Source organism: Rhizobium sp. BK512 (assembly GCF_014194915.1).
In the GTDB taxonomy this organism is placed as follows: domain Bacteria; phylum Pseudomonadota; class Alphaproteobacteria; order Rhizobiales; family Rhizobiaceae; genus Rhizobium.
In genome coordinates this window covers 302064-325311 of the sequence record NZ_JACIAS010000001.1, presented here as the reverse complement: position 1 = coordinate 325311, position 23248 = coordinate 302064, and the positions used below count along the sequence as shown (strand labels likewise).

General features: G+C 62.2%; 26 protein-coding genes. 10 read left to right on the top strand and 16 right to left on the bottom strand.

Annotated elements, in window-relative coordinates; all coding sequences use genetic code 11:
- Window positions 1–135: 135 nt before the first annotated feature.
- On the top strand, window positions 136–876 hold the full coding sequence (locus FHX06_RS01710) for a gamma-glutamylcyclotransferase (RefSeq protein WP_112546874.1): 741 nt from the start codon (window positions 136–138) through the stop codon (window positions 874–876).
- A 149-nt stretch (window positions 877–1025) separates the two neighbouring features.
- Here the strand turns inward: FHX06_RS01710 and FHX06_RS01705 are convergent, their stop codons facing one another.
- The gene (locus tag FHX06_RS01705) at window positions 1026–2057 is read right to left on the bottom strand and encodes an aldo/keto reductase (protein WP_183877856.1); all 1032 of its coding nucleotides are present in this window, start codon (window positions 2055–2057) and stop codon (window positions 1026–1028) included.
- 168 nt (window positions 2058–2225) lie between these two features.
- Here FHX06_RS01705 and FHX06_RS01700 point away from each other — a divergent pair, with 168 nt between their 5' ends.
- Window positions 2226–2846 (top strand): TetR/AcrR family transcriptional regulator, encoded by a 621-nt coding sequence (locus tag FHX06_RS01700; protein WP_112546959.1) that lies wholly within the window; start codon window positions 2226–2228, stop codon window positions 2844–2846.
- Window positions 2847–2871: 25 nt separating this feature from the next.
- Here FHX06_RS01700 and FHX06_RS01695 read toward each other — a convergent pair whose 3' ends face one another.
- The 4 genes from FHX06_RS01695 to FHX06_RS01680 all read right to left on the bottom strand — a co-directional run bounded on the left by FHX06_RS01695 (window position 2872) and on the right by FHX06_RS01680 (window position 7256).
- A complete protein-coding gene (locus FHX06_RS01695; protein ID WP_183877854.1) occupies window positions 2872–3837 on the bottom strand; it encodes a DMT family transporter in 966 nt (321 codons plus the stop codon).
- Between the two features lie 74 nt (window positions 3838–3911).
- The gene (locus FHX06_RS01690) at window positions 3912–4412 is read right to left on the bottom strand and encodes a DUF4405 domain-containing protein (RefSeq protein ID WP_018114287.1); all 501 of its coding nucleotides are present in this window, start codon (window positions 4410–4412) and stop codon (window positions 3912–3914) included.
- 257 nt (window positions 4413–4669) lie between these two features.
- Window positions 4670–6157 carry a murein L,D-transpeptidase gene (locus tag FHX06_RS01685; RefSeq protein WP_112546878.1) on the bottom strand — a complete coding sequence of 496 codons (1488 nt, stop codon included), beginning with the start codon at window positions 6155–6157 and terminating at the stop codon, window positions 4670–4672.
- A 190-nt stretch (window positions 6158–6347) separates the two neighbouring features.
- Complete coding sequence (locus FHX06_RS01680) at window positions 6348–7256, bottom strand: LysR family transcriptional regulator (protein WP_183877853.1); 909 nt, start codon at window positions 7254–7256, stop codon at window positions 6348–6350.
- Between the two features lie 129 nt (window positions 7257–7385).
- On the opposite strand from FHX06_RS01680, the gene FHX06_RS01675 reads away from it, so the two are divergent.
- From FHX06_RS01675 to FHX06_RS01665, 3 genes are all read left to right on the top strand, one after another.
- Window positions 7386–8099 carry an SDR family oxidoreductase gene (locus FHX06_RS01675; RefSeq protein ID WP_183878389.1) on the top strand — a complete coding sequence of 238 codons (714 nt, stop codon included), beginning with the start codon at window positions 7386–7388 and terminating at the stop codon, window positions 8097–8099.
- Window positions 8100–8103: 4 nt separating this feature from the next.
- The gene (locus FHX06_RS01670) at window positions 8104–8484 is read left to right on the top strand and encodes a VOC family protein (protein WP_183877851.1); all 381 of its coding nucleotides are present in this window, start codon (window positions 8104–8106) and stop codon (window positions 8482–8484) included.
- A 174-nt stretch (window positions 8485–8658) separates the two neighbouring features.
- Complete coding sequence (locus FHX06_RS01665; protein WP_112969385.1) at window positions 8659–10392, top strand: methyl-accepting chemotaxis protein; 1734 nt, start codon at window positions 8659–8661, stop codon at window positions 10390–10392.
- 100 nt (window positions 10393–10492) lie between these two features.
- Here the strand turns inward: FHX06_RS01665 and FHX06_RS01660 are convergent, their stop codons facing one another.
- Window positions 10493–11143, bottom strand: coding sequence for a dihydrofolate reductase family protein (locus tag FHX06_RS01660; protein ID WP_113016710.1), 651 nt, complete (start codon window positions 11141–11143; stop codon window positions 10493–10495).
- 146 nt (window positions 11144–11289) lie between these two features.
- Between FHX06_RS01660 and FHX06_RS01655 the strand changes: the two genes are divergently transcribed.
- Entirely contained in the window at window positions 11290–12048 is a 759-nt protein-coding gene (locus FHX06_RS01655) for an alpha/beta hydrolase family protein (protein ID WP_183878387.1), read from the top strand.
- Between the two features lie 21 nt (window positions 12049–12069).
- On the opposite strand, the gene FHX06_RS01650 is transcribed toward FHX06_RS01655, so the two are convergent.
- Window positions 12070–12696 carry a TetR family transcriptional regulator gene (locus tag FHX06_RS01650; protein ID WP_018114416.1) on the bottom strand — a complete coding sequence of 209 codons (627 nt, stop codon included), beginning with the start codon at window positions 12694–12696 and terminating at the stop codon, window positions 12070–12072.
- 91 nt (window positions 12697–12787) lie between these two features.
- Here FHX06_RS01650 and FHX06_RS01645 point away from each other — a divergent pair, with 91 nt between their 5' ends.
- Both FHX06_RS01645 and FHX06_RS01640 read left to right on the top strand, forming a co-directional pair.
- A complete protein-coding gene (locus FHX06_RS01645; RefSeq protein ID WP_183877849.1) occupies window positions 12788–13444 on the top strand; it encodes an O-methyltransferase in 657 nt (218 codons plus the stop codon).
- 77 nt (window positions 13445–13521) lie between these two features.
- A complete protein-coding gene (locus FHX06_RS01640) occupies window positions 13522–14388 on the top strand; it encodes an SDR family oxidoreductase (protein ID WP_183877847.1) in 867 nt (288 codons plus the stop codon).
- A gap of 117 nt (window positions 14389–14505) precedes the next feature.
- Here FHX06_RS01640 and FHX06_RS01635 read toward each other — a convergent pair whose 3' ends face one another.
- The 4 genes from FHX06_RS01635 to FHX06_RS01620 form a co-directional block, all read right to left on the bottom strand.
- Complete coding sequence (locus FHX06_RS01635) at window positions 14506–15990, bottom strand: DHA2 family efflux MFS transporter permease subunit (protein WP_183877845.1); 1485 nt, start codon at window positions 15988–15990, stop codon at window positions 14506–14508.
- Window positions 15991–16219: 229 nt separating this feature from the next.
- Window positions 16220–17356 (bottom strand): hypothetical protein, encoded by a 1137-nt coding sequence (locus FHX06_RS01630; RefSeq protein ID WP_246715464.1) that lies wholly within the window; start codon window positions 17354–17356, stop codon window positions 16220–16222.
- Window positions 17357–17463: 107 nt separating this feature from the next.
- Entirely contained in the window at window positions 17464–17727 is a 264-nt protein-coding gene (locus FHX06_RS01625) for a DUF982 domain-containing protein (protein WP_018115171.1), read from the bottom strand.
- Window positions 17728–18395: 668 nt separating this feature from the next.
- Window positions 18396–18596 (bottom strand): hypothetical protein, encoded by a 201-nt coding sequence (locus FHX06_RS01620; RefSeq protein ID WP_018115173.1) that lies wholly within the window; start codon window positions 18594–18596, stop codon window positions 18396–18398.
- Window positions 18597–18814: 218 nt separating this feature from the next.
- Between FHX06_RS01620 and FHX06_RS01615 the strand changes: the two genes are divergently transcribed.
- Together FHX06_RS01615 and FHX06_RS01610 are read left to right on the top strand one after the other, a co-directional pair.
- Window positions 18815–18988 (top strand): hypothetical protein, encoded by a 174-nt coding sequence (locus tag FHX06_RS01615; RefSeq protein WP_246715463.1) that lies wholly within the window; start codon window positions 18815–18817, stop codon window positions 18986–18988.
- Window positions 18989–19122: 134 nt separating this feature from the next.
- Window positions 19123–19353 carry a hypothetical protein gene (locus FHX06_RS01610; RefSeq protein ID WP_029616469.1) on the top strand — a complete coding sequence of 77 codons (231 nt, stop codon included), beginning with the start codon at window positions 19123–19125 and terminating at the stop codon, window positions 19351–19353.
- Between the two features lie 220 nt (window positions 19354–19573).
- Here the strand turns inward: FHX06_RS01610 and FHX06_RS01605 are convergent, their stop codons facing one another.
- The 5 genes from FHX06_RS01605 to FHX06_RS01585 all read right to left on the bottom strand — a co-directional run bounded on the left by FHX06_RS01605 (window position 19574) and on the right by FHX06_RS01585 (window position 23210).
- A complete protein-coding gene (locus tag FHX06_RS01605) occupies window positions 19574–20209 on the bottom strand; it encodes an NrsF family protein (RefSeq protein WP_018115176.1) in 636 nt (211 codons plus the stop codon).
- A complete protein-coding gene (locus FHX06_RS01600) occupies window positions 20196–20762 on the bottom strand; it encodes a sigma-70 family RNA polymerase sigma factor (RefSeq protein WP_018115177.1) in 567 nt (188 codons plus the stop codon). Before FHX06_RS01600 ends, FHX06_RS01605 begins: the two co-directional genes overlap by 14 nt.
- 211 nt (window positions 20763–20973) lie before the next feature.
- Window positions 20974–21492 carry a DoxX family protein gene (locus FHX06_RS01595; protein ID WP_409564330.1) on the bottom strand — a complete coding sequence of 173 codons (519 nt, stop codon included), beginning with the start codon at window positions 21490–21492 and terminating at the stop codon, window positions 20974–20976.
- Between the two features lies 1 nt (window position 21493).
- The gene (locus FHX06_RS01590) at window positions 21494–22297 is read right to left on the bottom strand and encodes a DNA-binding domain-containing protein (protein WP_018115179.1); all 804 of its coding nucleotides are present in this window, start codon (window positions 22295–22297) and stop codon (window positions 21494–21496) included.
- Window positions 22284–23210 carry a DUF692 domain-containing protein gene (locus FHX06_RS01585; RefSeq protein WP_183877839.1) on the bottom strand — a complete coding sequence of 309 codons (927 nt, stop codon included), beginning with the start codon at window positions 23208–23210 and terminating at the stop codon, window positions 22284–22286. The genes FHX06_RS01590 and FHX06_RS01585 overlap by 14 nt, the downstream gene beginning before the upstream one ends.
- Window positions 23211–23248: the final 38 nt, after the last annotated feature.

Here is a 23248-nt window from a genome sequence, read left to right as displayed (position 1 = left end):
GCGACGATGCGTCGATTGTTGCGCCTGCGGAGACACTGTGTCCGTGCCGACGGGCTTTATCCGGCGCGCGAGGCGTGGATGATGGCGACGGAATAAGGCCGTTGACGATGTCCGCGGCCGGTATTTGGGGGTGTCATGACCATCAAGAATAAAAACTCGGAAACGGTCGCCTGCTGCGGCGAGGAAATCCTGTCGCGCGAACTGCTGCTGAGCGGCGTTTTCGCAGACCTGATTGCCGGGGCGGCGCCGACGCTCCGGCTTCTGAGCGACGAGGAGCGGCAGGCGTCGCTCGCATCGATCCTTGCCGAGCGGCCGGAAGGCCCTGTCTGGATTTTCGCCTATGGGTCGCTGATCTGGAATCCGATCATTCTGAGTGTGGAAAGCCGGAAAGCCCGTATCGAGGGCTGGCGCCGGTCCTTTTGCCTTGCCACCGCTTCCGGACGCGGCTCGCCGGAAAATCCGGGCCTCGTGCTCGGGCTGGATGCAGGCGGCAACTGCGACGGCGTGGCCTTGCGCCTGGAGGAAGACGATCTCCTGCACGAGCTCGAACTGCTGTGGCGGCGGGAGATGGTGGCCGAGGCCTATATCCCACGCTGGGTCGACCTGCTTGACGAAGACGGCGCGCGTTTTGGAAGCGGTATCGCTTTCACCATGAACCCGCTGGCAAATACCTATGCCGGCGGCCTTTCCAGGGAAGCGACCGTACAGCGGCTTGCCACGGCGGCAGGCAGTATCGGCAGTTCCGCCGATTATCTGTTTCGTACACGTGAAGGCCTGCGGGCGCTCGATATGTGGGACGAGCTTCTGGAAGGGCTTGCGATCGAGGTGGAAGAGGCGCAGCGCCGGCTGCAGCAATTGCCTGCCGCAGACCTTTGATCAGCCCGATTTTCGAAACCGTTCGGCAAACATGCACCGAACCTGGTTCCGGCGAACTGGCTGCTGCCAACAAGGCCTTGTTCCCGACCATATTGCCGACGTGCTGAAGGCCCCGCCGGAATGGCGGAGCCTTCAACCTGTGTTTCCGATCAGCCGGCGGCGCGTTCGGCGGGCGGGCGGCGGCGCAAACTCGCGGTCTTGATCGCCGGGGGCTGGTAATTGGCCTCCAGCGGGCCCGTTTCGGTGCCTGGGGGTACGATGGCGTCGATGGCGTCGAGCAGTTCGTCGCTCAGGCGCACTTGCGCGCCGGCCAGGAGATCGTCGAGCTGTGCCATGGTGCGGGGGCCGAGAATAGCCGACGTGACGCCCGGATGGGCGATGACGAAGGCAAGCGCCATGTGGGTGAGCGAGATGCCGGCCCCTTCCGCGAGCGGAATGAGCTGCTCGACCGCATCGAGGCTGTTCTCGTTCGACATCTGCTTCGGGAAATAGGCAACGCGGGTGCTGTCCGGCTGGGCCGCACCCCTGCGGTAGCGGCCGGTCAGCATGCCCATGGCGAGAGGGCTCCAGACCAGCGCGCCCATGCCGTAGCGTTCGAGGGCGGGGAGGACTTCGCGCTCGATGCCGCGATGCAGGATGGAATAGGGCGGCTGCTCGGTGCGGAAGCGGGCGAGCCCCCGCTTTTCGGCCACCCATTGCGCCTCGATGATCTCGGAGACGGGGAAGGTGGAGGAGCCGATGGCGCGGATCTTGCCTGCGCGCATCAGATCGGTGAGGGCCGAGAGCGTTTCCTCGATATCGGTATCCTGTGCCGGGCGGTGCATCTGGAAGAGGTCGATATAATCGGTCTGCAGGCGGCGCAGAGAATCTTCGACGGCGCGATAGATCCAGCGGCGCGAGCTGCCCTGCTGGTTCGGATCCTGGCCCATCGGGATGAAGCATTTGGTGGCGAGAACCACATTGTCGCGCCGGCCTTTCAGCGCCTTGCCGACGATCTCCTCGGATTCGCCGTGGCTATACATATCGGCGGTGTCGATGAAGTTGATGCCGGCGTCGAGGGCCTTGTGGATAATGCGGATGGAGTCATCGTGATCGGCATTGCCGATGGCGCCGAACATCATGGCACCAAGGCAATAGGGGCTGACCTTGATGCCGGTGCGGCCAAGGGGACGGTATTGCATCTTCGTTTCCTTCGAATCTTGGACTGCTCGCGGGAGCAGGTGAATCTTGAGCTGCCCGTCAGGCAGGCTTTGCGGCTGGCAAAGTCCTGGCAAACGAGGTATAAGAGCGCATCCGGAACGCGGTTCCGTTTATACGGAACAATGTTCCGTTTTGCAAGAGGTGTTGATGTGACTGACGGGACGGACCGCCCGGGCGAGGCGCGTGAGGCTGATGGCGGCCATGAGAGGCCTGTAAGGGCGGATGCGCGGCGCAACCTGGATTCGCTGCTGAAAGCCGCCTTGGATGTATTTGCCACTTCCGGCGTGGATGCGCCGGTGCGCGAGATCGCCGACAAGGCAGGGGTGGGCGTCGGCACGCTCTACCGCCATTTTCCGCAGCGCTCGGATCTCATCAAGGCGGTCGTGCGCAACGAGATGGATGCCTGCGCCGATGCCGCCGTGACGCTTGCCGCCGAACACGAGCCGGGAGAGGCGTTGTCGCGCTGGATGCTGCGCTTCACGGACTTCATCATGGCCAAGCGCGGCCTTGCCGCGGCACTCCATTCCGGCGACCCGGCCTATCAGGCGCTGCCCGTCTATTTCGAGCAGCGCATGATCCCGGCGTTGCAGGGCCTGCTGGACAGGGCCGTTGCCGCCGGAGCCGCACGCGGCGATATCGAGGCGAGCGAACTCCTGCGCGCCGGCGCACAGCTTTCCAATCTCGGGCAGGGGGATGATCCGGCGACGACGCGGCGGATGCTTGCGTTGCTGGTGGACGGGCTGCGCTATGGGGCGGGCGTGAAGGGCTGAGGGTCCTGATCCTCGCCGCCTGTCTTCAGGCCGCCGCTGTCTTTTCCTTCGGTTTCAGCAAAATGATCAGCAGCAACCCGGCGATGATGAGGGCCGCCCCTTCGAGGTGATAGGTCTGCAGCTTTTCGCCGAGGATCAGATAGGCGAGCACGGCGATGAAGATCGTCTGTATGTAGAGGAGCACGCCGGCGCGGGCGGCACCCAGTGCCTCGATGCTGCGGTTGAAGAGATAGTACATGAGCGCGCCGCCGGGGATTGCCACATAGGCGAGCGCGATGAGGCCGCTCGTATTCAGCGTCGTGCGTTCGTCGGCGGTAAGCTCGTAGAGGTAGAAGGGCAGTGCAGTCAGCGCCGCGGCACCGAGCAGCAGGACGAGCAGGGCAAGGCGGTTCAGGTCGAATTTCGCGCGCCGCAGCAGCACCGTATACAGGCTGAAGCAGAAGGCGCCGGCGACGATCCAGAGTTCGCCGGGATTGAAGTCGAGGCGCAGCAGCGCATCGGGGCTGCCCTTGACGATGATGAGGAGGATGCCGAGGAAGGCAAGGATGGAGCCGGCCACCTGCCAGCTTCCCATCGGCTCTGACAGCATGACGCGGGCAAGGATCATGGTGATGATCGGGATCAGCGCGATGATGATGCCGGCGGTGGTGGCATCGGCATGTTCGAGGCCGATGAAGATCATGCCTTGGCAGATGGCAAGCCCCATGCCGCCGATGAAAAGCAATTCCATGCCGCGCCCCCGCACCAGCGCGAGCATCTCTGAAAAATGGCGTTGGACGATCGGCAACAGGATCGCGAAGGCGATCAGCACGCGCCAGAAGCAGAGTGCCCAGGGCGGCATTTCGGTGGAGACCCATTTGGCGGCGATATAGACGCCGGCTGAGAGGAGCCAGCAGAGAACGCCCACGGAATAGGCGCCTGCAAGCGAGCCGCCTGCCGCCCGTTCCGTCCCGACACTATCACCATGGACTGCCAAGACATGTATCGCCATCGCCCAGTTATGCCACAAATTCCGGGCGCCGCACAGGTGAAGGCGCTGTCGGCAATAAGCGGTAGGACGCAGGCTTATCCTTCCACGCCGAAGATGATCGCAAGGGCGCGGTTCTCATCGATGCCGTGCAGGCGGGCGAGATCTCCGACGGATTGATCCGCCTCCGCCTCTATGCCCTGCTGCCTGAGCCTGGCCAGGAGATCGGCCTGTGACTGGCCGGTGACATCGGCAAGGGCCGAGAGAGGGGCATAGACAAGCGCCTGTTCGATCGGGCGCTCCAGCTGCGGCCCGGTGATCTGCCCCCAGCTGAAGACGGAAGCGGCAAGCACGATCGCGAAAACCGCGATGCTGTAGCGGCCCCAGCGCGCCTTCAGATGCGACTGGAAGGGCTTGATGTTGGCGACGATGTGGCCGATGGCGCCAATAACGAAAAACCAGGAGAACCATTGGTGGACGACGGTCATCAGGCCTCGTTCCCATTCGAAGAACATCATGACGCCCGTGCCTGCCATCAGCAGGAAGGAGCCGATCGTCAGGGGTGTCGCCCAGCTGCGTGTGGTGATCCTAGCGGCCATCGGAGCTGCTCCCGATGATTGCCGCGCGCGGTTCTGCTGCGCCGGCGCCGCACTTGCGTGCGCCGGTTGAGATTTGCTGTGCCATATCCACTCCATTATGTGTATAATGCACATATATCAGGGGCGCGACATGTCGTCAATGAATATGTGTAAAATGCACATATCTTCATCCGCCGACGATTGTCGGCAGGGACGACGAGAGGATTGGCAGAGGCAGCTGGCGATGAAGGGGCGGGGCTGGCACAGCCCCGGCCGAGTTACGATTGAGCGCGGCTTGCGGTCGTCGCTGAAATCGCCGTCAAGGTTTCCGCATCGCGGCCGTAGATGTCGTCGAAATAGTGGATGACGCCATCATCCGTCGGCCATGCGGTGAAATAGGAGACGTAGACCGGAACCTGTTCCGGAACCGGCATGTCCTTCTTGGCGCCATCGGCGATCTGCTGGTCGACGAACTCGACCGAGGTCTTCAGGACGGCGGCGGCCATCGCCTTCGGGTTTTCCAGGCGCACGCAGCCATGGCTGAACATGCGGTCCTGCGAGGCGAATTTACCGCGGGCAGGGGTATCGTGCATGTAGATGTCGTGCGAGTTCGGGAAAAGGATCTTCAGCTGGCCGAGCGCATTATCGGGACCGGGCGGCTGGACGACACCGATATTCTCAAGTGGCTGTGACCAGTCGACCTTGGCCGATGGCATCGTCTTGCCCTTGACCGAGACCACATAGCCTTCCTTGTCGAGATAGGCGGGGTCGCGCTTCAGATGCGGCAGCATCTCGTTGCGGATGATCGATTGCGGCACGCCCCAGTCGGGGTTGAATTCGACCGTCTTGATCGAGGCGTCGAAGAAGTTGGTCTGGTGATCCTGCTGGCCGATCACCGCCTTCATCGAGAGCGTCAGCGTGCCGTTTTCGTAATAATAGGCCATGTAGGCCGGCTGGTTGATGAAGACGTAGCGCTCCGGGAATTCCTGCGGCAGCCAGCGCATTTCCTCCATCGCCACGATCACCTTGTTGATGTTGGCGGCAGTGTCACCGCCCTGGCCCGAGGTGCGCAGGTAATGCAACTCGGCGGCAAGCTGGGCGAATTTCGGATTGCTCGGCAGAAGGCGGTCGAAGACCACCATGAGGTCGGGCGTGGCCGAGAGTTGGGCGATCGTCGCCCTCAGATCGACCGGCTTGCGCTTGAAGTCATAATAGTTGGACAGCTTGTTGGGATCGATGCGGCCGCGGAAATTATCCTGCAGGAACATCAGCATCTTGGCCGAGAGGGAGGCTTCGAACTCGGCCAGTGCTCTCGCGCGGTCCGATCCTTGAGGAGGAGCAACGGCATAGTCGCCGGCATTCAATCCCCAGTCCTCAGCCTGCTTCAGGAGGCTGAGCGCCTGCGCGGCCTTGGGGGTCGGTCCCTTGCCATCGACCCAGATGAGCTTTGCCTTCGGCTGGGCGTAATAGGCCTCGACCGCCTCGGCGATGTCGTTGTTCATCAAGACTTGGAGGCCGTCCATCTCGTTCAGCACCTTGGCCTGATTGCCGCTGGCTGAATCAAAGAGGGCCGACAGCGACGCGCCCGTATCCTGCCGGAGGATATGGACGGGGCGGCGGGCTGGAACCGTATAGTTGGGCCTCGGGCTCGCCTGGGTGACGGGCGATGCCGGCAGCGGCTCGGCGCGCACGGCAATTGCACTCCCCGAGAGCACCAGAAGACCGGCGAGCGGTGCGATCCAGCGGGAAGATGTTTTCAGCGACATTCTGACGTCCTTGAAAGCTGATTGAAACACTGTCTCGGCGCGCAGTCTTGGGCCCAGCGCGCGCGGGCAGTCTGAGTGGGGGCATTGGCTGACTAAAGCGCCAACAATCGGGCAGAAGATGGGCATTGCTTGCGTCTGGCAAGTCCACATAAGCCAGAAGTCTTTGGAACGAAATCACTTTTTCGACAAATCAGCTGTGATCCGTCGACACTTCCGCCGGCGATGCCTTGCGCAGTCTCTGCGACAGGAAATCGATGCAGAGGCGGACCTTGGCGGCGGCAAGCCGACTGTGAGGGAAGACGGCATGGATCGGGGCGGCGGCGAGCCTTGCCTCCGGTAGCACAATCTCCAGCGCACCGCTGTCGATGTCGTCCTTGACGTCCCAGATCGACTTCAGCACGAGCCCGGCCCCTAGACGCGCCCAGCGATGGGCGAGCTCGCCATTGTTGGTGGTGAGCCTGGCGGTGACATTGGCGCTGCGCCCATCCGCAAAGGTCCAGTGCGTGTTGGGCGGCTCGCCGAAAGCGATGACCTCGTGGGCGGGCAGATCGTCGATCGTCTCGGGACGGCCGCGGCGGTCGAGATAGGCAGGGGAGGCGCAGATGACACGACGGTTCGGCGCGATCTGCCGGGCGATCAGGCTGGAGTCTGACAGCGCGCCGAAACGAATTGCGAGATCGTAGCCCGCCTCGACGATGTTCACCAGGCCATCCTCGGTATCGAGATGGATGGTGAGATCGGGATGAGCCTCCCGGAAGTCATGCAGGAGCGGCGCCAGCCAGCGGCGGCCGAAGGCATAGGTGGCGGTGACCTTCAGAAGGCCGCTTGCCGTATCCCTGCCGCTCGTCGCCTCGGTTTCGGCATCGTCGATCTCGGTCAAGATCTTAGAGCAGCGTTCGTAGAAGCGCACGCCTTCCTCGGTGAGGGAGAGGGAGCGTGTCGTCCTGTTGACGAGACGCACACCGAGCCTTTCCTCCAGACGCGACAGCTTGCGGCTGACGACGGTCAGCGAGAAGTTCAGATCACGGGCCGCACCGGAGAGGCTGCCGGCTTGAACCACGCGTACGAAGACCAGCATGTCGAGGAAGTTGTCGCTCATATTCTTGCTGATATCGCAAGAGACAGTCTACGACAATATCCATTCCGGCAAGAGCCCTGTCGCGCTAACTTCCAGACATCGAAACAGGGCGGGATTGCCGCAAACCGGAGAGAAAAGATGACTTCGACCATGAAATCCTTGGCCAAACAACGCGTTCTCGTCGTCGGCGGGAGCTCCGGCATCGGCCTTGCGGTCGCGCAGCAGGCGGCAGCTGCCGGTGCTGAGGTGACGATCGCTTCGCGCTCGGCAGACAAGCTTGCCGAGGCTGCAAAGTCGATCGAAGGCAAGGTCGAGACGGCAGTGCTCGATACCGGCGATAACAGCAGTGTCGAAGCTTTCTTCGCTTCGCACGAGGCATGGGATCATGTCGTCATCTCCGCCGCCCAGACGCCGAGCGGGCCGGTGCGCAAGCTTTCACTCGATGATGCTGCGCGGGCCATGGACAGCAAGTTCTGGGGCGCTTACCGGGTTGCGCGGGCGGCACGGTTTGCCGAGCGCGGCACGCTGACCTTTATTTCCGGCTTCCTCAGCGAACGTCCGTCAGCGTCTTCCGTCTTGCAGGGCGCCATCAATGCCGCACTGGAATCCCTGGCTCGTGGCCTGGCACTGGAATTGTCACCGGTCAGGGTCAACGCGGTTTCGCCCGGTCTGATCGACACGCCGCTCTGGTCGAAAATGGAGGAAGGCAACCGTAACGCAATGTTCGAACGTGTCGCAGGCTCGCTGCCGGCAAAGACGGTCGGGCAGGCCTCCGATATAGCCAATGCCGTGCTCTTCCTCATGATGACGCCCTTTGCCACCGGCTCCACGGTGCGCGTCGATGGCGGCGGAGTGATCGGGTGATGCCATGCAGCTCGATCATGTGACTTTGCGCACGGCGGATCTGGAAGGGACGCGACAGTTCCTCCAGAACCTGCTGGGCCTGACGGTTGGCTACCGTCCGGATTTCGGCTTTGCCGGCTATTGGCTCTACAATGACGGGGAACCCGTCGTGCATCTCATTCCGGGCGGCGGCAGGGCCATCGGCCGGGATGTTGAGGCGATCGACCATATCGGCTTCCGGCTGGAAGGTTATGATGCCTTCCGGGCTCGGCTCGACGATGACGGGATTGTCTATTCGACCATGGATCTTGTCGAGCTTGGCGAACGGCGCCTCTTCGTGCGCACGCCGGGCGGCATCCTGCTGGAACTCGTTTTTCGCGAGGGCGGGATGTCAGCGGCAAGGTAAGCCTAGCGCGCGCTCCAGGCGAATTCGACGCGGCAGGACGGCTTTCGATGCGCGACCAGACGGCAATTTCAGATATGCTTAATGGCTAATTAAGGGTGTCCGACTAATGTCTTGAGAAAGTGCTGCGGCTACCCGAAGTGGTCCGGTTCTTCCCACCTCTGAGGGTCCAAAGGCATGTCTCGCTTTCCCATACCCGGCCTCGACGCATCGGCCGTGCTTGATGCCCTGAGCCGGTCGCAGGCCATCATCGAGTTCGATCTTACCGGCACTATCCTGACGGCGAACGAGAATTTCTGCAGAGCGGTCGGTTATCGGCGCGAGGAAATCGTCGGACGCCATCACAGCCTGTTCGTCCTGCCGGAGGAGGCGGCCTCCAGGGAGTACAAGGCCTTCTGGGCGAAGCTGGCGCGCGGCGAGTATGACCAGTGCCAGTATCGCCGTCGGGCCAAGAATGGCCAGGAAATCTGGATCGAGGCCTCCTACAATCCGGTCTTCCGCTTCGGCAAGCCATACAAGGTGGTGAAGATCGCTACCGACATTACGGCAATCAAGCGCAAGAGTGCCGAAGACGAAGGCAAGCTTGCGGCGTTGTCTCGGGCGCAGGCCGTTATCGAATTCACGCCCGACGGCAAGATCCTCGGTGCCAACGAGAATTTCCTCGCCGCACTCGGCTACAGCGCGGAAGAGATCATCGGCAAGCACCACTCGATGTTCTGCGAGCCTGACTATGCCCGCTCCGCCGAGTATCGCAGCTTCTGGGATGAGCTGCGCGCCGGCAAATTTGCGACCGGCCAGTTCATGCGGCTCGGCAAGGATGGCAAGCGCGTCTTCATCCAGGCATCCTACAATCCGATCATCGATCACCGAGGTCAGGTCTTCAAGGTCGTCAAATTCGCGATCGACGTGACCGACCGGATGGATGCGGTCGAGGAACTGGGAGCGGCACTCGAGCGGCTTTCCGAGTGCAATATCCGCATCACGCTGGACAAACCCTTCGTCGGCGAGTTCGAGCGGCTGCGGCGCGATTTCAACAAGTCGATCGGCGAATTCCAGAAGACGCTGGTCAATGTGCTCGGCCAGACCGGCGACCTTTCGAAAAGCAGCCAGGAAGTGCGTGAAGCTTCCGAACATCTCGCCGAACGCTCCCGCGAGCAGGCCACGGCGCTGGAAGAGACGACGGCGGCGCTGGACGAGATCACCGCCACCGTGCGCTCGTCGAGCGAGAACACGAAGGAGACGCGCCAACTCGTGCAGAGCGCCCGCGCCTCGACGGCATCCTCGACCGAGGTGGTGCGCCAGACCGTCAATGCCATGCAGCGCATTGAGACGGCGTCGGGCGAAATCAGCAAGATCATCGGCGTGATCGACGAGATCGCCTTCCAGACCAATCTTCTGGCGTTGAATGCCGGCGTGGAAGCTGCGCGTGCGGGCGAGGCCGGCAAGGGTTTTGCCGTCGTCGCGCAGGAAGTGCGCGAACTCGCGCAGCGCTCGGCCAACGCCGCCAAGGAGATCAAGGCGCTCATCAACAATTCCGGTGCGGAAGTTCTCGAAGGCGTGCGCCTTGTCGGCGAGACCGGCGAGGCGCTGAAGCAGATCGATGTGCTCGTGCGCCAGATCGACGGCAATGTGGACAGGATCGCCAAGGCTGCAGACGAGCAGACGACAGGTCTCGGCGAGATCAGCAAGGCCGTTTTGCGGCTCGACCGCCTGACGCAGGACAACGCCGCCATGAGCGCGCGCACGACCGTCATCAGCGCCACGCTTGCCGTCGGAGCCGATGCGCTCGCCCAACTCGTCAGCCTCTTCAAGCTCAACCGCCGCGCCGTCCAGCGCGAGGACGGATCGTCCGTCAAGTCGAACTGGACCGGCAATCGCGGCGGGCAGGAGCAGGGGCGCAACGCAGCCTGAGGCGAAGGTGGCTTTTCACGGCGCTTGTGAGAAGCCGCGCTTCGGCACGGCACGAAGGCCTCTCTTTCAGGGCAGGCAGGATACCGCGAAACGAGTGCGACTACTTCCAGTTCCGCCGGCGTTCCAGCTCGGCCTCGGACGGATTGTCGTCGGCAAACGAGCCGGTCGGGACTTCGCCGCTCCGCTCATAGGTGGCGATGATGACGCCCTTGCCTGAGATCGACGAGCGGTTAAGCTTGAGAGCACCAGGCGTGGCGCCGCCCTCGAACAGGCGCTTGCCCTTGCCGAGGAGGAGCGGGAAGGTCATCACCGTCATTTCGTCGATCAGGTCGTTGGCAAGCAGGGTCTGGATGAGATTGCCGGAGCCCTGGATGAGCAGGTCGGGTCCATCCTCCTGTTTGATCTTCTTCAGGCTGGCGACGATATCGGAGCCGAGAGCCTTGCTGTTTTCCCATGTGAGCGTATCAGGCCGGTGCGTCGCCACGTATTTGGTTGCGGGGTTGAAGACCGCGGAGATCGAGTCATCCTGATAGGGCCAATGGGCCGCGAAGATATCGTAGGTCTTGCGGCCGAGCAGCAGGGCGAAGGGCTTTGCGAAGAGCTCGTCGATCACCTTGCCGGATTCCTCGTCCCAGTAGTGGAATACCCAGCCGCCGAAATTGAAGCCGTTGACGGGATCTTCCTGCGGGCCGCCCGGAGCCTGCATGACGCCGTCCAGGCTGACGAAGGTAGAGGCTATGATCTTTCTCATTATGGTCTCCTCGTGGTGATGGTCTTTCAGATGATCTCGGCCACAGGACGAATTGGGCGAGGGCTAGCCGACAAATACTGCGAAAATTTATGGAGACCGCGCCGTCTGCGCATGGCAGTTTCGGCGGATCGAAGGGCGGGGTGGCGATGCTGGATGTGACGCGACATCTGATCGACAGGGGCGACGGGGCGAATGTGGAGCTTTTTCAGGCGCAGCCTGAAAGCACTACGCCTGCCGGCGCAATCCTGTTTGTCCACGGCAACCAGGGTGGCCGTCTGATCGGCGCGCAGGAGGCGGTCGATAGCGGCACGCTCCTTCGGTTCTGCTCCGGTTTGAATATCACCGCGGCGGCGGTCTCGCAGCCGGGCTTCGGAGCTTCTGACGGACCTGCGGATTTTTGCGGTCCAAACACCCAGCGAGCAATCATGGCCGCACTCTCTTTCCTGCGGGAGCAGCCATCAGTCGATGCCGGTCGGATCGTTCTTTACGGCAACAGCCGGGGAGCGGTTGCCTCGGCCATGGTCGCGGCCCAGGTTCCCGATCTCAGGGCCGTCATTTTGCGCAGCGGGGTCTACGATCTCAAGGCTGCCTATGAGGTGAGTTCGAAAGGTTTGCGGTGGACGATCGAGCAGGAGGCCGGCCTGTCGAGCGAAGCCTTCCTGGCCCGCTCCGCCCTGCATCACGTATCAAAAATCCGGGCGGAAACCCTTCTGCTGCACGGGAGGCTTGATGAGCGGGCTCCCGTTGCCCAGGCCGAACAGTTCTCGGATGCGCTGACCGACGCCGGGGTGCCGGTGACGCTCCATGTCTTCGAGTGCGGGCACGACATTCCCCGGGAATATGCGCAGGCCGCGCAGCGCTCCTTCCTGCAAAGGATGTTCAATCCCGTCGTGACCTATCATTGAGCCGGCAGCCAGCCGCGCTGGTCAGTTGAGGCTGCGGAGGTAGGCGCAGAACATGTCCGACATCGCGTCCGCGAAGGCTGAGATCTCGTTCTCGGCATGCGCTGCCTCGGAAAAATCCTTTCCGACCGTGCTCATCGTCGTCATGATCAGGTCTCCGGCCATGGTCCGGATTGCGTCCGAGGCATCGGGCAGTGCTTCCCGCATGAACTGCTCGATAATGTCATCGGCGGCACCCCGTGCCTCCTGCGCTTCGGGAGCGTCGCGATAGAGGGGTGCGGCATCGTTCAGCGCGACGCGGACGGCGGCTTCCTCGCATTCGGAGCGGATGAAGGCGTGGACCAGGGAGCGCAGCCGGTCGAGCGGCGGACGGGCCTCGTCACCAAGGACGTCGCCCAGCAGATTCGAGGTCTGCCGCCATTCGTCACTCTGCAGCCGGAAGAGGATGGCCGCCTTGTTGGGGAAATATTGATAGAGCGAGCCAACGCTGACGCCGGCTCTTTCGGCTACGCGAGCGGTCGTAAAACGCTGCGCACCTTCCTGCTCCAAAACCTGAACAGCAGCTTGCAGAATGGCGTTTACGAGCTCGTTCGAGCGCGCTTGTCTCGGTGATTTTCTTGAGGAAATTCCGTGGCTTGGACGTTCTGCCATATTGACGTTCCGCAAATGCGATTAGCGAATGCGACGGATTATTCGTATTTTCATTTCGAAAGCAAGCCATCCGAAATGAGGGATTTTCCTGATGAACACCATGACAAGCGCACCGCTCGCGCCGCTTCTCGATCAGCTGTTTGCCGAGGCCGACAGAGCCACCAGCCCGGCCATGGCCGGGCTCTCGCACGACGAGCGGGAGCGGCTGATACACAGCAAGACCGAATATCTCGATTTCTACGGTCGCCTGAAGGATCTGTGGCTGCCCGTCTCGCGCCAGACCGGAGAGCTGCTCTACATGCTGGCGCGCAGCACCAACGCGAAGACCGTCGTCGAGTTCGGTACGTCCTTCGGCATCTCGACGCTCTATCTTGCCGCGGCCCTCCGCGACAATGGCGGCGGGCGGCTGATCAGCAGCGAATTCGAGGTCTCGAAGGTTGCGCGGGCTCGCCAGAACATTGCCGAAGGCGGCCTTGCCGATCTCGTCGAAATCCGACCAGGCGATGCGCTCGAGACATTGAGCGCCGATCTTCCCGATTGTATCGACCTGCTTCTGCTTGACGGGGCGAAGTCGCTCTATCCCGAGGTGCTGGCGCTGGTCGAAAGCCGGCTTCGGCCTGGGGCGCTCGTCATTGCCGACGATGCCGATTATTGCCCGCAATATCTCGACCACGTGCGTTCGCCCACGAGCGGATACATGTCCACGCCCTTTGCCGACGACATCGAGCTGTCGATGCGCGTGGCGTGACTTCGACTAGTCTTCGCACAACGCAATAACCTCAACACCGGCTGCCTGACGGCAGTCCGGCAATGGAGATCTCAGCAATGCACATATTCGTAACGGGTGCGACCGGCTGGGTCGGCACCGCCATCGTCGAGGAACTGGTCCGCGCCGGACACAAGGTCAGCGGGCTTGTTCGCTCGATCGCAAAAGCAAAGGCGATTGCGGTCATCGGCGCAAAGCTCGTTCCAGGATCGCTCGATGACCTCGACCTTCTCGCCGAGACCGCGTCCAAGGCCGATGCGGTGATCCACACCGCCTTCAACCATGACTTCTCGAAATTTCTCGACAATGCGGCGCAGGACGAGCGCGCGATCCATGCGCTCGGGAATGGGCTTGCCGGGTCGGATCGCCCGCTCATCGTCACATCGGGGCTGCTGGGCTTTCCGCGGGGCGCCACGGAAGCGGACCTGCCGAACCCGGCGTCACCGCGCAAATCGGAAGCCGCCGCCCGTGCGCTTGCCGGGCAGGGGATCCGTGCGGCGACGATGCGGCTTGCCCCGAGCGTGCATGGCATCGGCGATTACGGCTTCATCCCGATCCTCGTGCGCATTGCCCGCGAGACCGGCGTATCCGCCTATCCTGACGATGGGACGAATTGCTGGTCGGGCGTGCATCGGCTGGACGCGGCCCGCCTCTATCGCCTGGCGCTCGAAAGCGGCGTGACCGAAGCGGCCTATCATGCTGTCGCTGACGAGGCGGTGCCGTTCCGGCAGATAGCAGAGGTGATCGGACGCCAGCTCGGCCTGCCGGTGGAGTCTCGCCCCCGCGAACATTTCGGCTGGTTCGCCACCATGGCAGCAACGAACATGGCAGCCTCCAGCGCCCATACGCGCTGGCTGCTCGGCTGGCAGCCGACCTGCCGGGGCCTCATCGACGATCTCGACCAGCCCGGCTATTACGCGCGTTAGAACATTTCCGTTTTTCTTCGAAACACGGAAATGTTCTAACTCTTTGTTTTCACGCAATTCCGGACACAAAACCGCTGCGCACTTTTGTTGGAATTGCTCTAGGCTCGCCGGAAGCCTTCAATGCCCGCCCATCGGCTGGCCGTCAGGCTGGTTGGGCGGGCGTCTCACGTAAAGAGATGCCACGACCGCTGCCAGCGAAATCAGCGCGCCGACGAAGAAGGCGGACTGCATGCCGCCGACGGTTGCCGTTGCGGCATCTGCCTCACCTTGAGTCAACACGCCGGCGCGCCAGGTCATGATGGCGACATAGAGCGTGGTGCCGGCGGCACCGGCGACCTGCTGGGTGGTGCCGATGATGGCGCTGCCGTGAGAATAGAGGTTCGGCGGCAGCGAGCCGAGGCTGACGGTGAAGAGCGGCGTGAACATCAGGGCAAGGCCGATGCTGAGCACGATATGGATGGCGAGCACGACCCAGACCGGGGTCGTCGTGGAGATGAAGGTCAGGCTCCACATCACGCCGCTGAAGAGGATGGCGCCGGGGATGACGAGGCGGGCAGGGCCGTAGCGGTCGAAAAGCCTGCCGACGAAGGGGGCGCAAAGGCCCATGATCAGGCCGCCCGGCAGAAGCAGGAGGCCTGTCGTCAGCGTTGTCTGGCCGAGAACCGACAGAAGATAGATCGGCAGCAGGATGAAGACACCGAACATCGACATCATCAGGATCGCCATCATGCCAGCGGCGATCGTGAAGGTCTTCGTCTGAAGAGTGCGCAGGTCGAGAAGCGCCCTTTCGTGTTTCTGGAGATAAAGCTGCCGCCAGATGAAGATGGCGATCACGGCAGCACCGGCAATAAGCATGACGCGGGGATCGAGCGGCGTCGCACCGCCCTCGGGCGCACCGAGCTCGCTGATGCCGAAGACGAAACTGCCGAAGCCGATAGCCGAAAGTATGACCGAGAGTATATCGAGCGGTGCCTTCGACGGCACGGTGACGTTCTCGATTTTCGCAGCACCCAGCGCAAGAGCCGCAAGCGCGATCGGCAGCACCAGCAGGAAGAGCCAGCGCCAGTCGAGCGAGGAGAGGATGAGGCCCGAAATCGTGGGGCCGATGGCCGGCGCGACGGATATGACGATCGAGATATTGCCCATCGTCTTGCCGCGCGAATGCGGCGGCACGAGGTTCATGATCGTGGTCATCAGGAGCGGCATCATGATCGCCGTGCCCGAGGCCTGGACGATGCGGCCGACGACCAGCATGGGGAAGCCGGGGGCAAGCGCGGAGACCAGCGTGCCGGCGGAAAAGAGCGCCATGGCGAGGATAAAGACCGGCCGCGTGTTCAGCCGCTGCAGGAGATAGCCTGTCACGGGGATGACGGTGGCCATGGTCAGCATGAAGGCCGAGGTCAGCCATTGGGCGGAGCTCGCGGGGATCTTGAGATCGGCCATCAGGTGCGGGATTGCCACACCCATGATGGTCTCATTGAGGATGACCACGAAGGCGGAGACAAGCAGCAGGCCAATCACCAGCCTGTTGCGGGCACTATGGTCTTCGACCGGCAATTCGGCCTGTTCTTCGATCTCTGAAAGCAAAGGTTCACTGGTCATGGCGTTCCTATATCCATATCTGAAAGAAGGAGTTCTGCCTTAAGACGAAAGTGCCGGGCTGATTGCGACACGGGGTAAGCGTATTTCCTATGTCTTTATGCTGTCGCTGGGATGCAAGGCGTTTTTTAGCGGAATCTGATCAAGTCTCTTTTCGATAGGCATGCCATAGGGGCGTCCGGCATGACTGCCAACAGTGTCCACGGCACAGTTCAAGCTCATGCAATCTGCATCACCGCAGTGCCGGCAGGCCCCATTCGTCCAGCGAAAAGGCTGCGGCCGGCAAGCGCATTTCGGAGAGATCGACCGGGCGGCGGCGGAATGATGTGGCGGTGTAGGGGAAGGCCAAATTCATGCCGCTGGCATCAAGCTTGAGCGGCAGGCCGTCAGGTGTGAGGCACTGCCTGTTTCCCGCGTCCTGAACTCCCGGCATCAGATCGAACCATTCGCAGGTCTCGCCGAGGATTGTTTCGCTTTTGTCGAGCGAAGTCCTTCCGGTTGCCTCATCGACTTTCAACGACGATGAGCCGTCGTCTGCCGGACGTGCGGCGGTGAGCCGGCGATAGCCGTCTGCCTGCTGATAGGAGACGCCCCGATCTTCGCGCTTGTTCCAGATCTTGATGCTGACGGAGCCATCGCCGTGCCGCTGTTCCCGGTAGTGCCAGGGATAATGCCGCAACAAGCGGATCGTCGCGCCGCCGGGGCTCTCCAGCGTGATGTCGAAATCGGGCTGGGAGGGATCGGCATTGCTGCTGCGGGTCGGTCTGAGCCAATATTCCGGGGTGAGGATTTCCAGTGGCGGAAGGACCTCGGCGGGGGCGACATCACGGCGCTGGAGGCTGACGAGGCGGGTGTGGTAGATCGGCACGTCGTTCGGGGTCAGCAGCCTTGTCTCAATGACGATGCCGTCCTTGGTGGCGCAATTCTGCTCGCGCGAAATGAACGTCCCTGGTGAGGGCGGCCTGCTTACCGTTTCGCTCCATGTGCAGCCTTCGCCGGCGATGGACGAGACCTCCGCGAGCGGCTGCGGCGCGTCCGCTTTCGCGATGTCAGGTTTGCGGGCGCGAAGAAGAAGCTCGAGATATGTAATTTCACCATCCGCCTGCCTGCTCCAGCGCAGAACGGGCCTGGCCTCATCCGGTCCGAAGCCGATGCTGGTCCGGCCGCCGCGCAGCGTCTCGCTCAGAAACATGCCGTCGTGATGGATGATGGTGACAGTCGGGTCGACCGGCCTGCCATCCTTGTCGAGCGCCTGCATCACGGCGACGTAGTCCGGCTGGAGCGGGGAGGCATCGAGCGTCGATTGTGCAACCGCGGCCTGCGTAAAGGCCATGCAGACGATTGCCCCTGTTATTGCTGCTGTCTTCATTGCCTCTCGGGTCTTCGAACCTGCGCGCGTCATGGCGCCGCCGAAGCAGATGACGGTTCTACCGAGAAAATCAATGCAGTCTATGTCTTTTGCCCAAAAGGCGTCCTTCAATGGACAATCGTCAACGCCGCGATACCCGCCTCGTCGGCGGCGCGCAGAAATGCTTCGCGGAACTGTTCCGGAGCGACTTCTCCACAGATGGCGTCGATGCAGGCTTTGACGGCGATCATGTATTCCTCGCCATCATCGAAAGGCCAATCCCGGATCAGCAGATATGCGGCATCGCCGAGGGTACGCACGACAGTGTGCGTCTCCCGACCGCGCAAAACCAGCCCGACCGGCGCGAATACCGATGACGTATTCCAACTCATTGTCCTCGACCCCTCAAGGCACGGAGATTGAGACCCTCAAACACACTATACGCGTGAATTATGAAATTCGGAATTGCGGAATGCGTGAATGTTGAGTGCGTGACTTATTTGCCGCGGCCAAAAGAAAGGGCGCTCCACGACCTGATGTCGGAGCGCCCTGTGGCTGCATCGGCGTCAGTTGCGGCGGAGGCCGATGGCAGGCGAGATCAGAAGACCGCATTTGGAACGAAATGGCAACGCTCGGCGCCCGGCGACGCCTGCAAGCGGTCTGCAGTCCACAAGATTTCCACAGGTTATCCACAGGCACGGCCCGATCTCGGCCAACGCTTTCAACAACATATGCCAGATCACGACCAGCGTGCTCCAGATGGGTGATGTGACTCTCGGACGACACCGGGAATATCTTCCGGGCAAACTGCCCTAAAGGCCACAATGCCGGGCTATGGTGTCCCTCCCTCCTTGAGCGCTGGGCGGCGGACGCTCGGAGGCGGGAGGCGGCAGGCATACATGAGGGCCTGCCGCCTTCATCATCTGCCATTTCGGCCGGATCCGCGGATTTCAATGGAATTTTCGAGGTTTGCGTCTTCGCAAATAAAAAGGACCCGCTCACCAGGGAGCGGGCCTCAGGGGTGCCCGGAGTCGGACGGGCATCGCGGAAAAACGGTCGGTCAGATATAGGCCGCAGCATCGACGCTCCAGGTTTCCGACATCTTCGATGTCGGGAAGCTGCCATCGCCTGCGGGACGGGCGTGCTGACGGGCTGCAGCGTCGAGCAGGGCTGCAAAGGTTGCCAGACTGATCTTGTCAGCGCGAAGCATCTGGCGGATCAGTGGATCTCTCAGCATTTCCGATGGTGTCATCTCGTGCATGGTTATCTCCAGTGACTGGTTTCCGACGCTTGCGGCATTCTAGATCCGTATTGCTATCAATGCATGTCGCAGCGATGGCGAAAAGACGGCATTTGAGGTTCATTCGGGCTAGCTCCAATGTGCGATTGGTCTGCCATTTTATCGGATGCTACCGTAGCGCCCCAGAAGAAACCGTAGGGGAGGACGGTCATATGGAAGGCAGGCATGGGGGAGCAAGAATGTTCGACGAGATCATCATGCGGATGGCCCCGCGAGAGACTGACAGCAGCACGACCAACGGCAAACCCCTGCCTCTCATGGACTTGATATATGCGCCGGCCGTATTGAAGGCCCGGCCCGCAAAGGTGCGCAAGCGCATCGGCAAGAGGAAAATGGCAAAGCTGGACCTATGACATCAGGCCTTGGCAACGCAATTTTGACCATGAACGTATTTTCTGACGTTCACTCACATTTCGCCGATTGCATGTCTGCGGGAAAGCCGCTTTCTTGTCATCCTCATCCCTCTTTCAGAGACCTCACGACCGCAATGAACCGTTACGACATCGAGCGCCGGAATGACGACGACTGGACTGTGATCGACCGGCTGACGGGCGCACCCGTGCCGCATCTGCCGGAAAAACTCGGAAGCAGGCTTGAGGCCCAGGCGCTCGCCGATTTTCGCAACCGGCTGGCCATCCCGCAACAGGAGCGCATACGCTCCCGCCTCGATACGCTGCGGCTTGCCTGGCAGGCGCTGACAGGCAAGCGCATACGCTAGAGCGTTGTAGCCGCCTGGCATAAAAAGGCCCGCCGAAGCGGGCCAACAATTGGGAAACAACAGGCTGGATCGCACGACGCCCGTGTGGTGCATGCTTTTATCAAAGAAAAGGACGCCGTACGGTCCGGGTATCAGACTGGGAGCGGCGCCAAAAGTTCCCGGTGGTTGGCGATATTTTGCCAAGTCCGCGCGGCATCGATCGATGCAGACCTCGCGCGCCTCACCAGCGAAGAATTTTCCGGCCAAGCAAGAACCCGGCTGCCGTCGCGACCAGGATGCCGATCGAGTACCATGTCGCCAGAAACAGAGGGCTGTCATCGGGGCAATGCCAGGCATAGATGGCGGCCGCAATGCCGCCTGCGGCAAGACCCGCCACCGCGCCCGCCGTGCCCGGATTTTCCGGCGCCCCCTGACGGACCGAATAGAGGATGGCGGCAAGCGGCGCGATCGAAAGCGTCGGCACGAAGAACAGGCAGAAGGCGGAAAAATGCCCCTCCATGCTCGCCGCCCAGTCCGCCTGCGGCACGACGAAGAGCTCGGTCGCAATACCGGCGATCAATACCACCAGCGGCAGGATGAGGGTCAGGGCCGCGGAGCGCAAGGACAGGCCGGGTTTGCCGATCCGGAAGGCGAGGCGGGTGGCCGTCACGGCGATCAGCAGGGTGGTACCGAGCTTGAAGAGGACGCGCGGCGTCTCGATCATCTCGGCCATATTTCTGCGGATGCCGATGGTGGAGATGAGAAGTGCGGCTGAAATCACCACGCCGATGGCAAGCGCGATCATGAAGACGCGACCGAAGCGGATGCGAACGCGCGCATCCTTTGCCAGCATGTTGATCAGGTCATCCGTTTTCACGCGTATTGCTCCGATAGAGGGCCGCCAATCCCTTGAGCGCCCTGTGCAGCGCCACTCGCACGGCGCCCTCCGTCATCTGTAGCCGCTCGGCCGTTTCGCGGATGCCGGCGCCGCCGAGCGAAATGGATCGCACGATCTCGCGCTGCGGGTCGCGCAGGCCTTCCAGCATGCGGTCGACATCGATGCGGTCGGCGCCATCCTCCTGGTGGTCGGCTTCGAGCGTCTCCATCACATCCTCGATCGGGACCGAGACATGGCGGCCGCGCCGGCGCAGGCTGTCGATCAGCTTGTTGCGCACGATCGTCGAGAGCCAGGGACCGATGGGGCGGGATATATCCCAGGTCCCGCGCTTCAGGTGCACTGCCAGCAGAACTTCCTGCACCACGTCTTCCACCTCGCTCGGCGGGGCACCGAACTGGTCGCAGCGCCTGCGCGCGATCGAACGCAGATAAGGTGTCACGGCCTTCAGGAAACGGTCATAGGCCGTTGCGTCGCCGGCGATCGCCGCGCGCATCCAGGCCGCCCATTCCTCTTCGCGGGCCGAATATTTCATCCGCTACTCACCTCTACGCACGTAGCCACGTGTTTGTTACCGTCATCCTGAAAAATTTGATGACGCGGCGCGTGAGGCAGAGCCGGCGTCGGCGCCTATTGAGCGCATCGGCGGGCAAACGGCAAGAGTGGTGCGGCAACAAAGCGCAAAAGCCGCCCGGCGCGATGAGGAGCCGGGCGGTTGATCATGTCGATGACTGACGTCGAATGTTCTAGCTTTTGGCAGTGCCTGACATCCGCGCGATCAGATGGTCGAGCGACAGGCGGCCGGGCCCGTAGCGCATGATGGCAAGGGCCATTGCCGCCCAGGTGATATGGATCGGCCAGCCATCGGGCACTGTCAGTTCGACGATCAGGGTCATGAACAGCAGGCCGAGACCGGCAAAGCGGGTAGCAAGACCGAAGACGAGCAGCGTCGGAAAGGTGATCTCGCCGCAACCGGACAGGAAGGCCATGACCGCGGGCATCGGGAAGGGATAGGGGCCACCTGGCAGGTGCAGCATGAATTCCTGAGTGAAGAGATCGATTGCCGTATCGTTCAGCTGCAGGAAGCCATCCCATTTCAGGATGCCGGAGCGCCAGAAGGGAACGGCAAGCGCCACGCGGATGACGGCCTGGACGATATCGGGCTGGGCGACGGCCCGGACAAGTCCGTCGGCCGTCGCCACCAACCTCGTCAGCGGGGAGAGAGCGCCGTTGCGAGGCTTGTTGTGGGCATTGGAGCCAAGCATATCAGACATTGGAATTCTCCAGTTCGATCGCGGAAAATGCGCCGGCTGCGATCGTCTCGCCGATGGCGGCGGACAGATCGAAGGCAGGCCAGGCGTCGAGGCCGGCGGCGACGGCTGCGGCAAGGCATTCGCGCGAGAGCAGCGCATTGAAGAAGGCGGCTCCGCCCGGCGGCAGGAGGCGTACTGTGACGTCGTCGTCGATACGCGTAATCAACCCGTCCTCGGGGCGATTTTCGACGCGGGTAACGGGATCCGTGCCGCGATTCATGGCAAAGATGGTGACGGCCGGATAGGCGGATGAAACCAGCCGCGTTGCCGGATGCGGACGAAACGTTACGCCGCCCAGCTCTTCCTGCGGCACGGCGGCGAGTGTTTCGGCCGTCAATGCAGCCGCATCGGCGGCGTGATAGGCATCCAGCCAGGCGCGTTCGATGCGCGCCACGTCCGAGAGCCAGGGCATTTCCTGCGCATATTCGTAGCGGTCGATGAAGTCGGGAAAGTCACGTCCGTATTCGAACAGCAACCGCGAGGAGGGCGGCGTCTCGCGCACATGAAAGCGGGCCATGGCGCGGAAGAAATCCGGCCCGGTGATACGCTCGACCGCCGGGAAGATCGACGACAATGCGGCAATCAGGCTGACAGTGACATTGTTGCGATAGACATTGTATCGCTTCTCCGCCCGTTTGCCGCGCGGGCCGGTGACCAGAGCGGGCGCCGGGGCATCCGGATTGAGCAGCGTGGCGGAGAACTGCCCGGCGAAATCTGGCAGCATTGGCCGGATCGGCACGATTTCAGCCGAGCGCATGGGCAGTTCCCCTGTTATTGGCATGGCGATCCAGAATTGCCTGCGCAGCCAGTGCCTCGGCGCGCAGCACCGGCCAGTCGGGGATCTTGCTGTCCCATTCGATCAGGGTCGAGATCGGCCCGCATCTGGCAATGACGATCTCGTAAAGCTGCCAGACGGCATCGGCGACAGGGCCGTCATGGCTGTCGATCAAGAGCAGCTCGCCCTCGTCATCCTCCTGTTCGGCGTGGCCGGCGAGGTGGATCTCGCCGACCTGAGACAGCGGGAAGTCACGCAGATATTCCAGCGCCGAAAAGCCGTGATTGGTGGCGGACACGAAGACATTGTTGATGTCGAGCAGCAGGCCGCAGCCGGTGCGCCGCGCGATCTCGCGAATGAAATCCGTCTCGCTCATCGAGGATTCCGCAAAGAGCACGTAGGTAGATGGGTTTTCCAGCAGGATCTGCCGGCCGATCGCGTTCTGCATCTCATCGACGTGATCGCAGACATGGGCGAGCGTCGCACCGGTATAGGGCAGCGGCAGCAGGTCGTTCAGATAGGTATCGACATGCGTCGACCAGGCGAGATGCTCTGAAATCAGCGCCGGCTCATAGCGGTCGACGAGGTCCTTGAAGCGCCTGAGGTGTAACTTGTCGAGCGGCTGCGGGCCGCCGAGCGACATGCAGACGCCGTGCAATGAAATCGGGTGGTCGCGGCGCACTCTTTCGAGTGCGCGATGCGGTGGGCCGCCGGCGCCCATGTAATTCTCGGCATGGATCTCGAAGAAGCCCTGCGGGCCGGATATGGCCGAGATCGCCGCAAGATGTTCCGGCTTGAAGCTGGTACCGGCCACGCCGGCAAGCTGATATGTCGGAAAGCGGAGGGTGCTCTCCGTCTCCATGGGAAGGTTGGACGCCTTGTCGACGTTTTTCATCTTCGCCTCCGCTTTCCTTGATCCTGGTCTGATTGCGG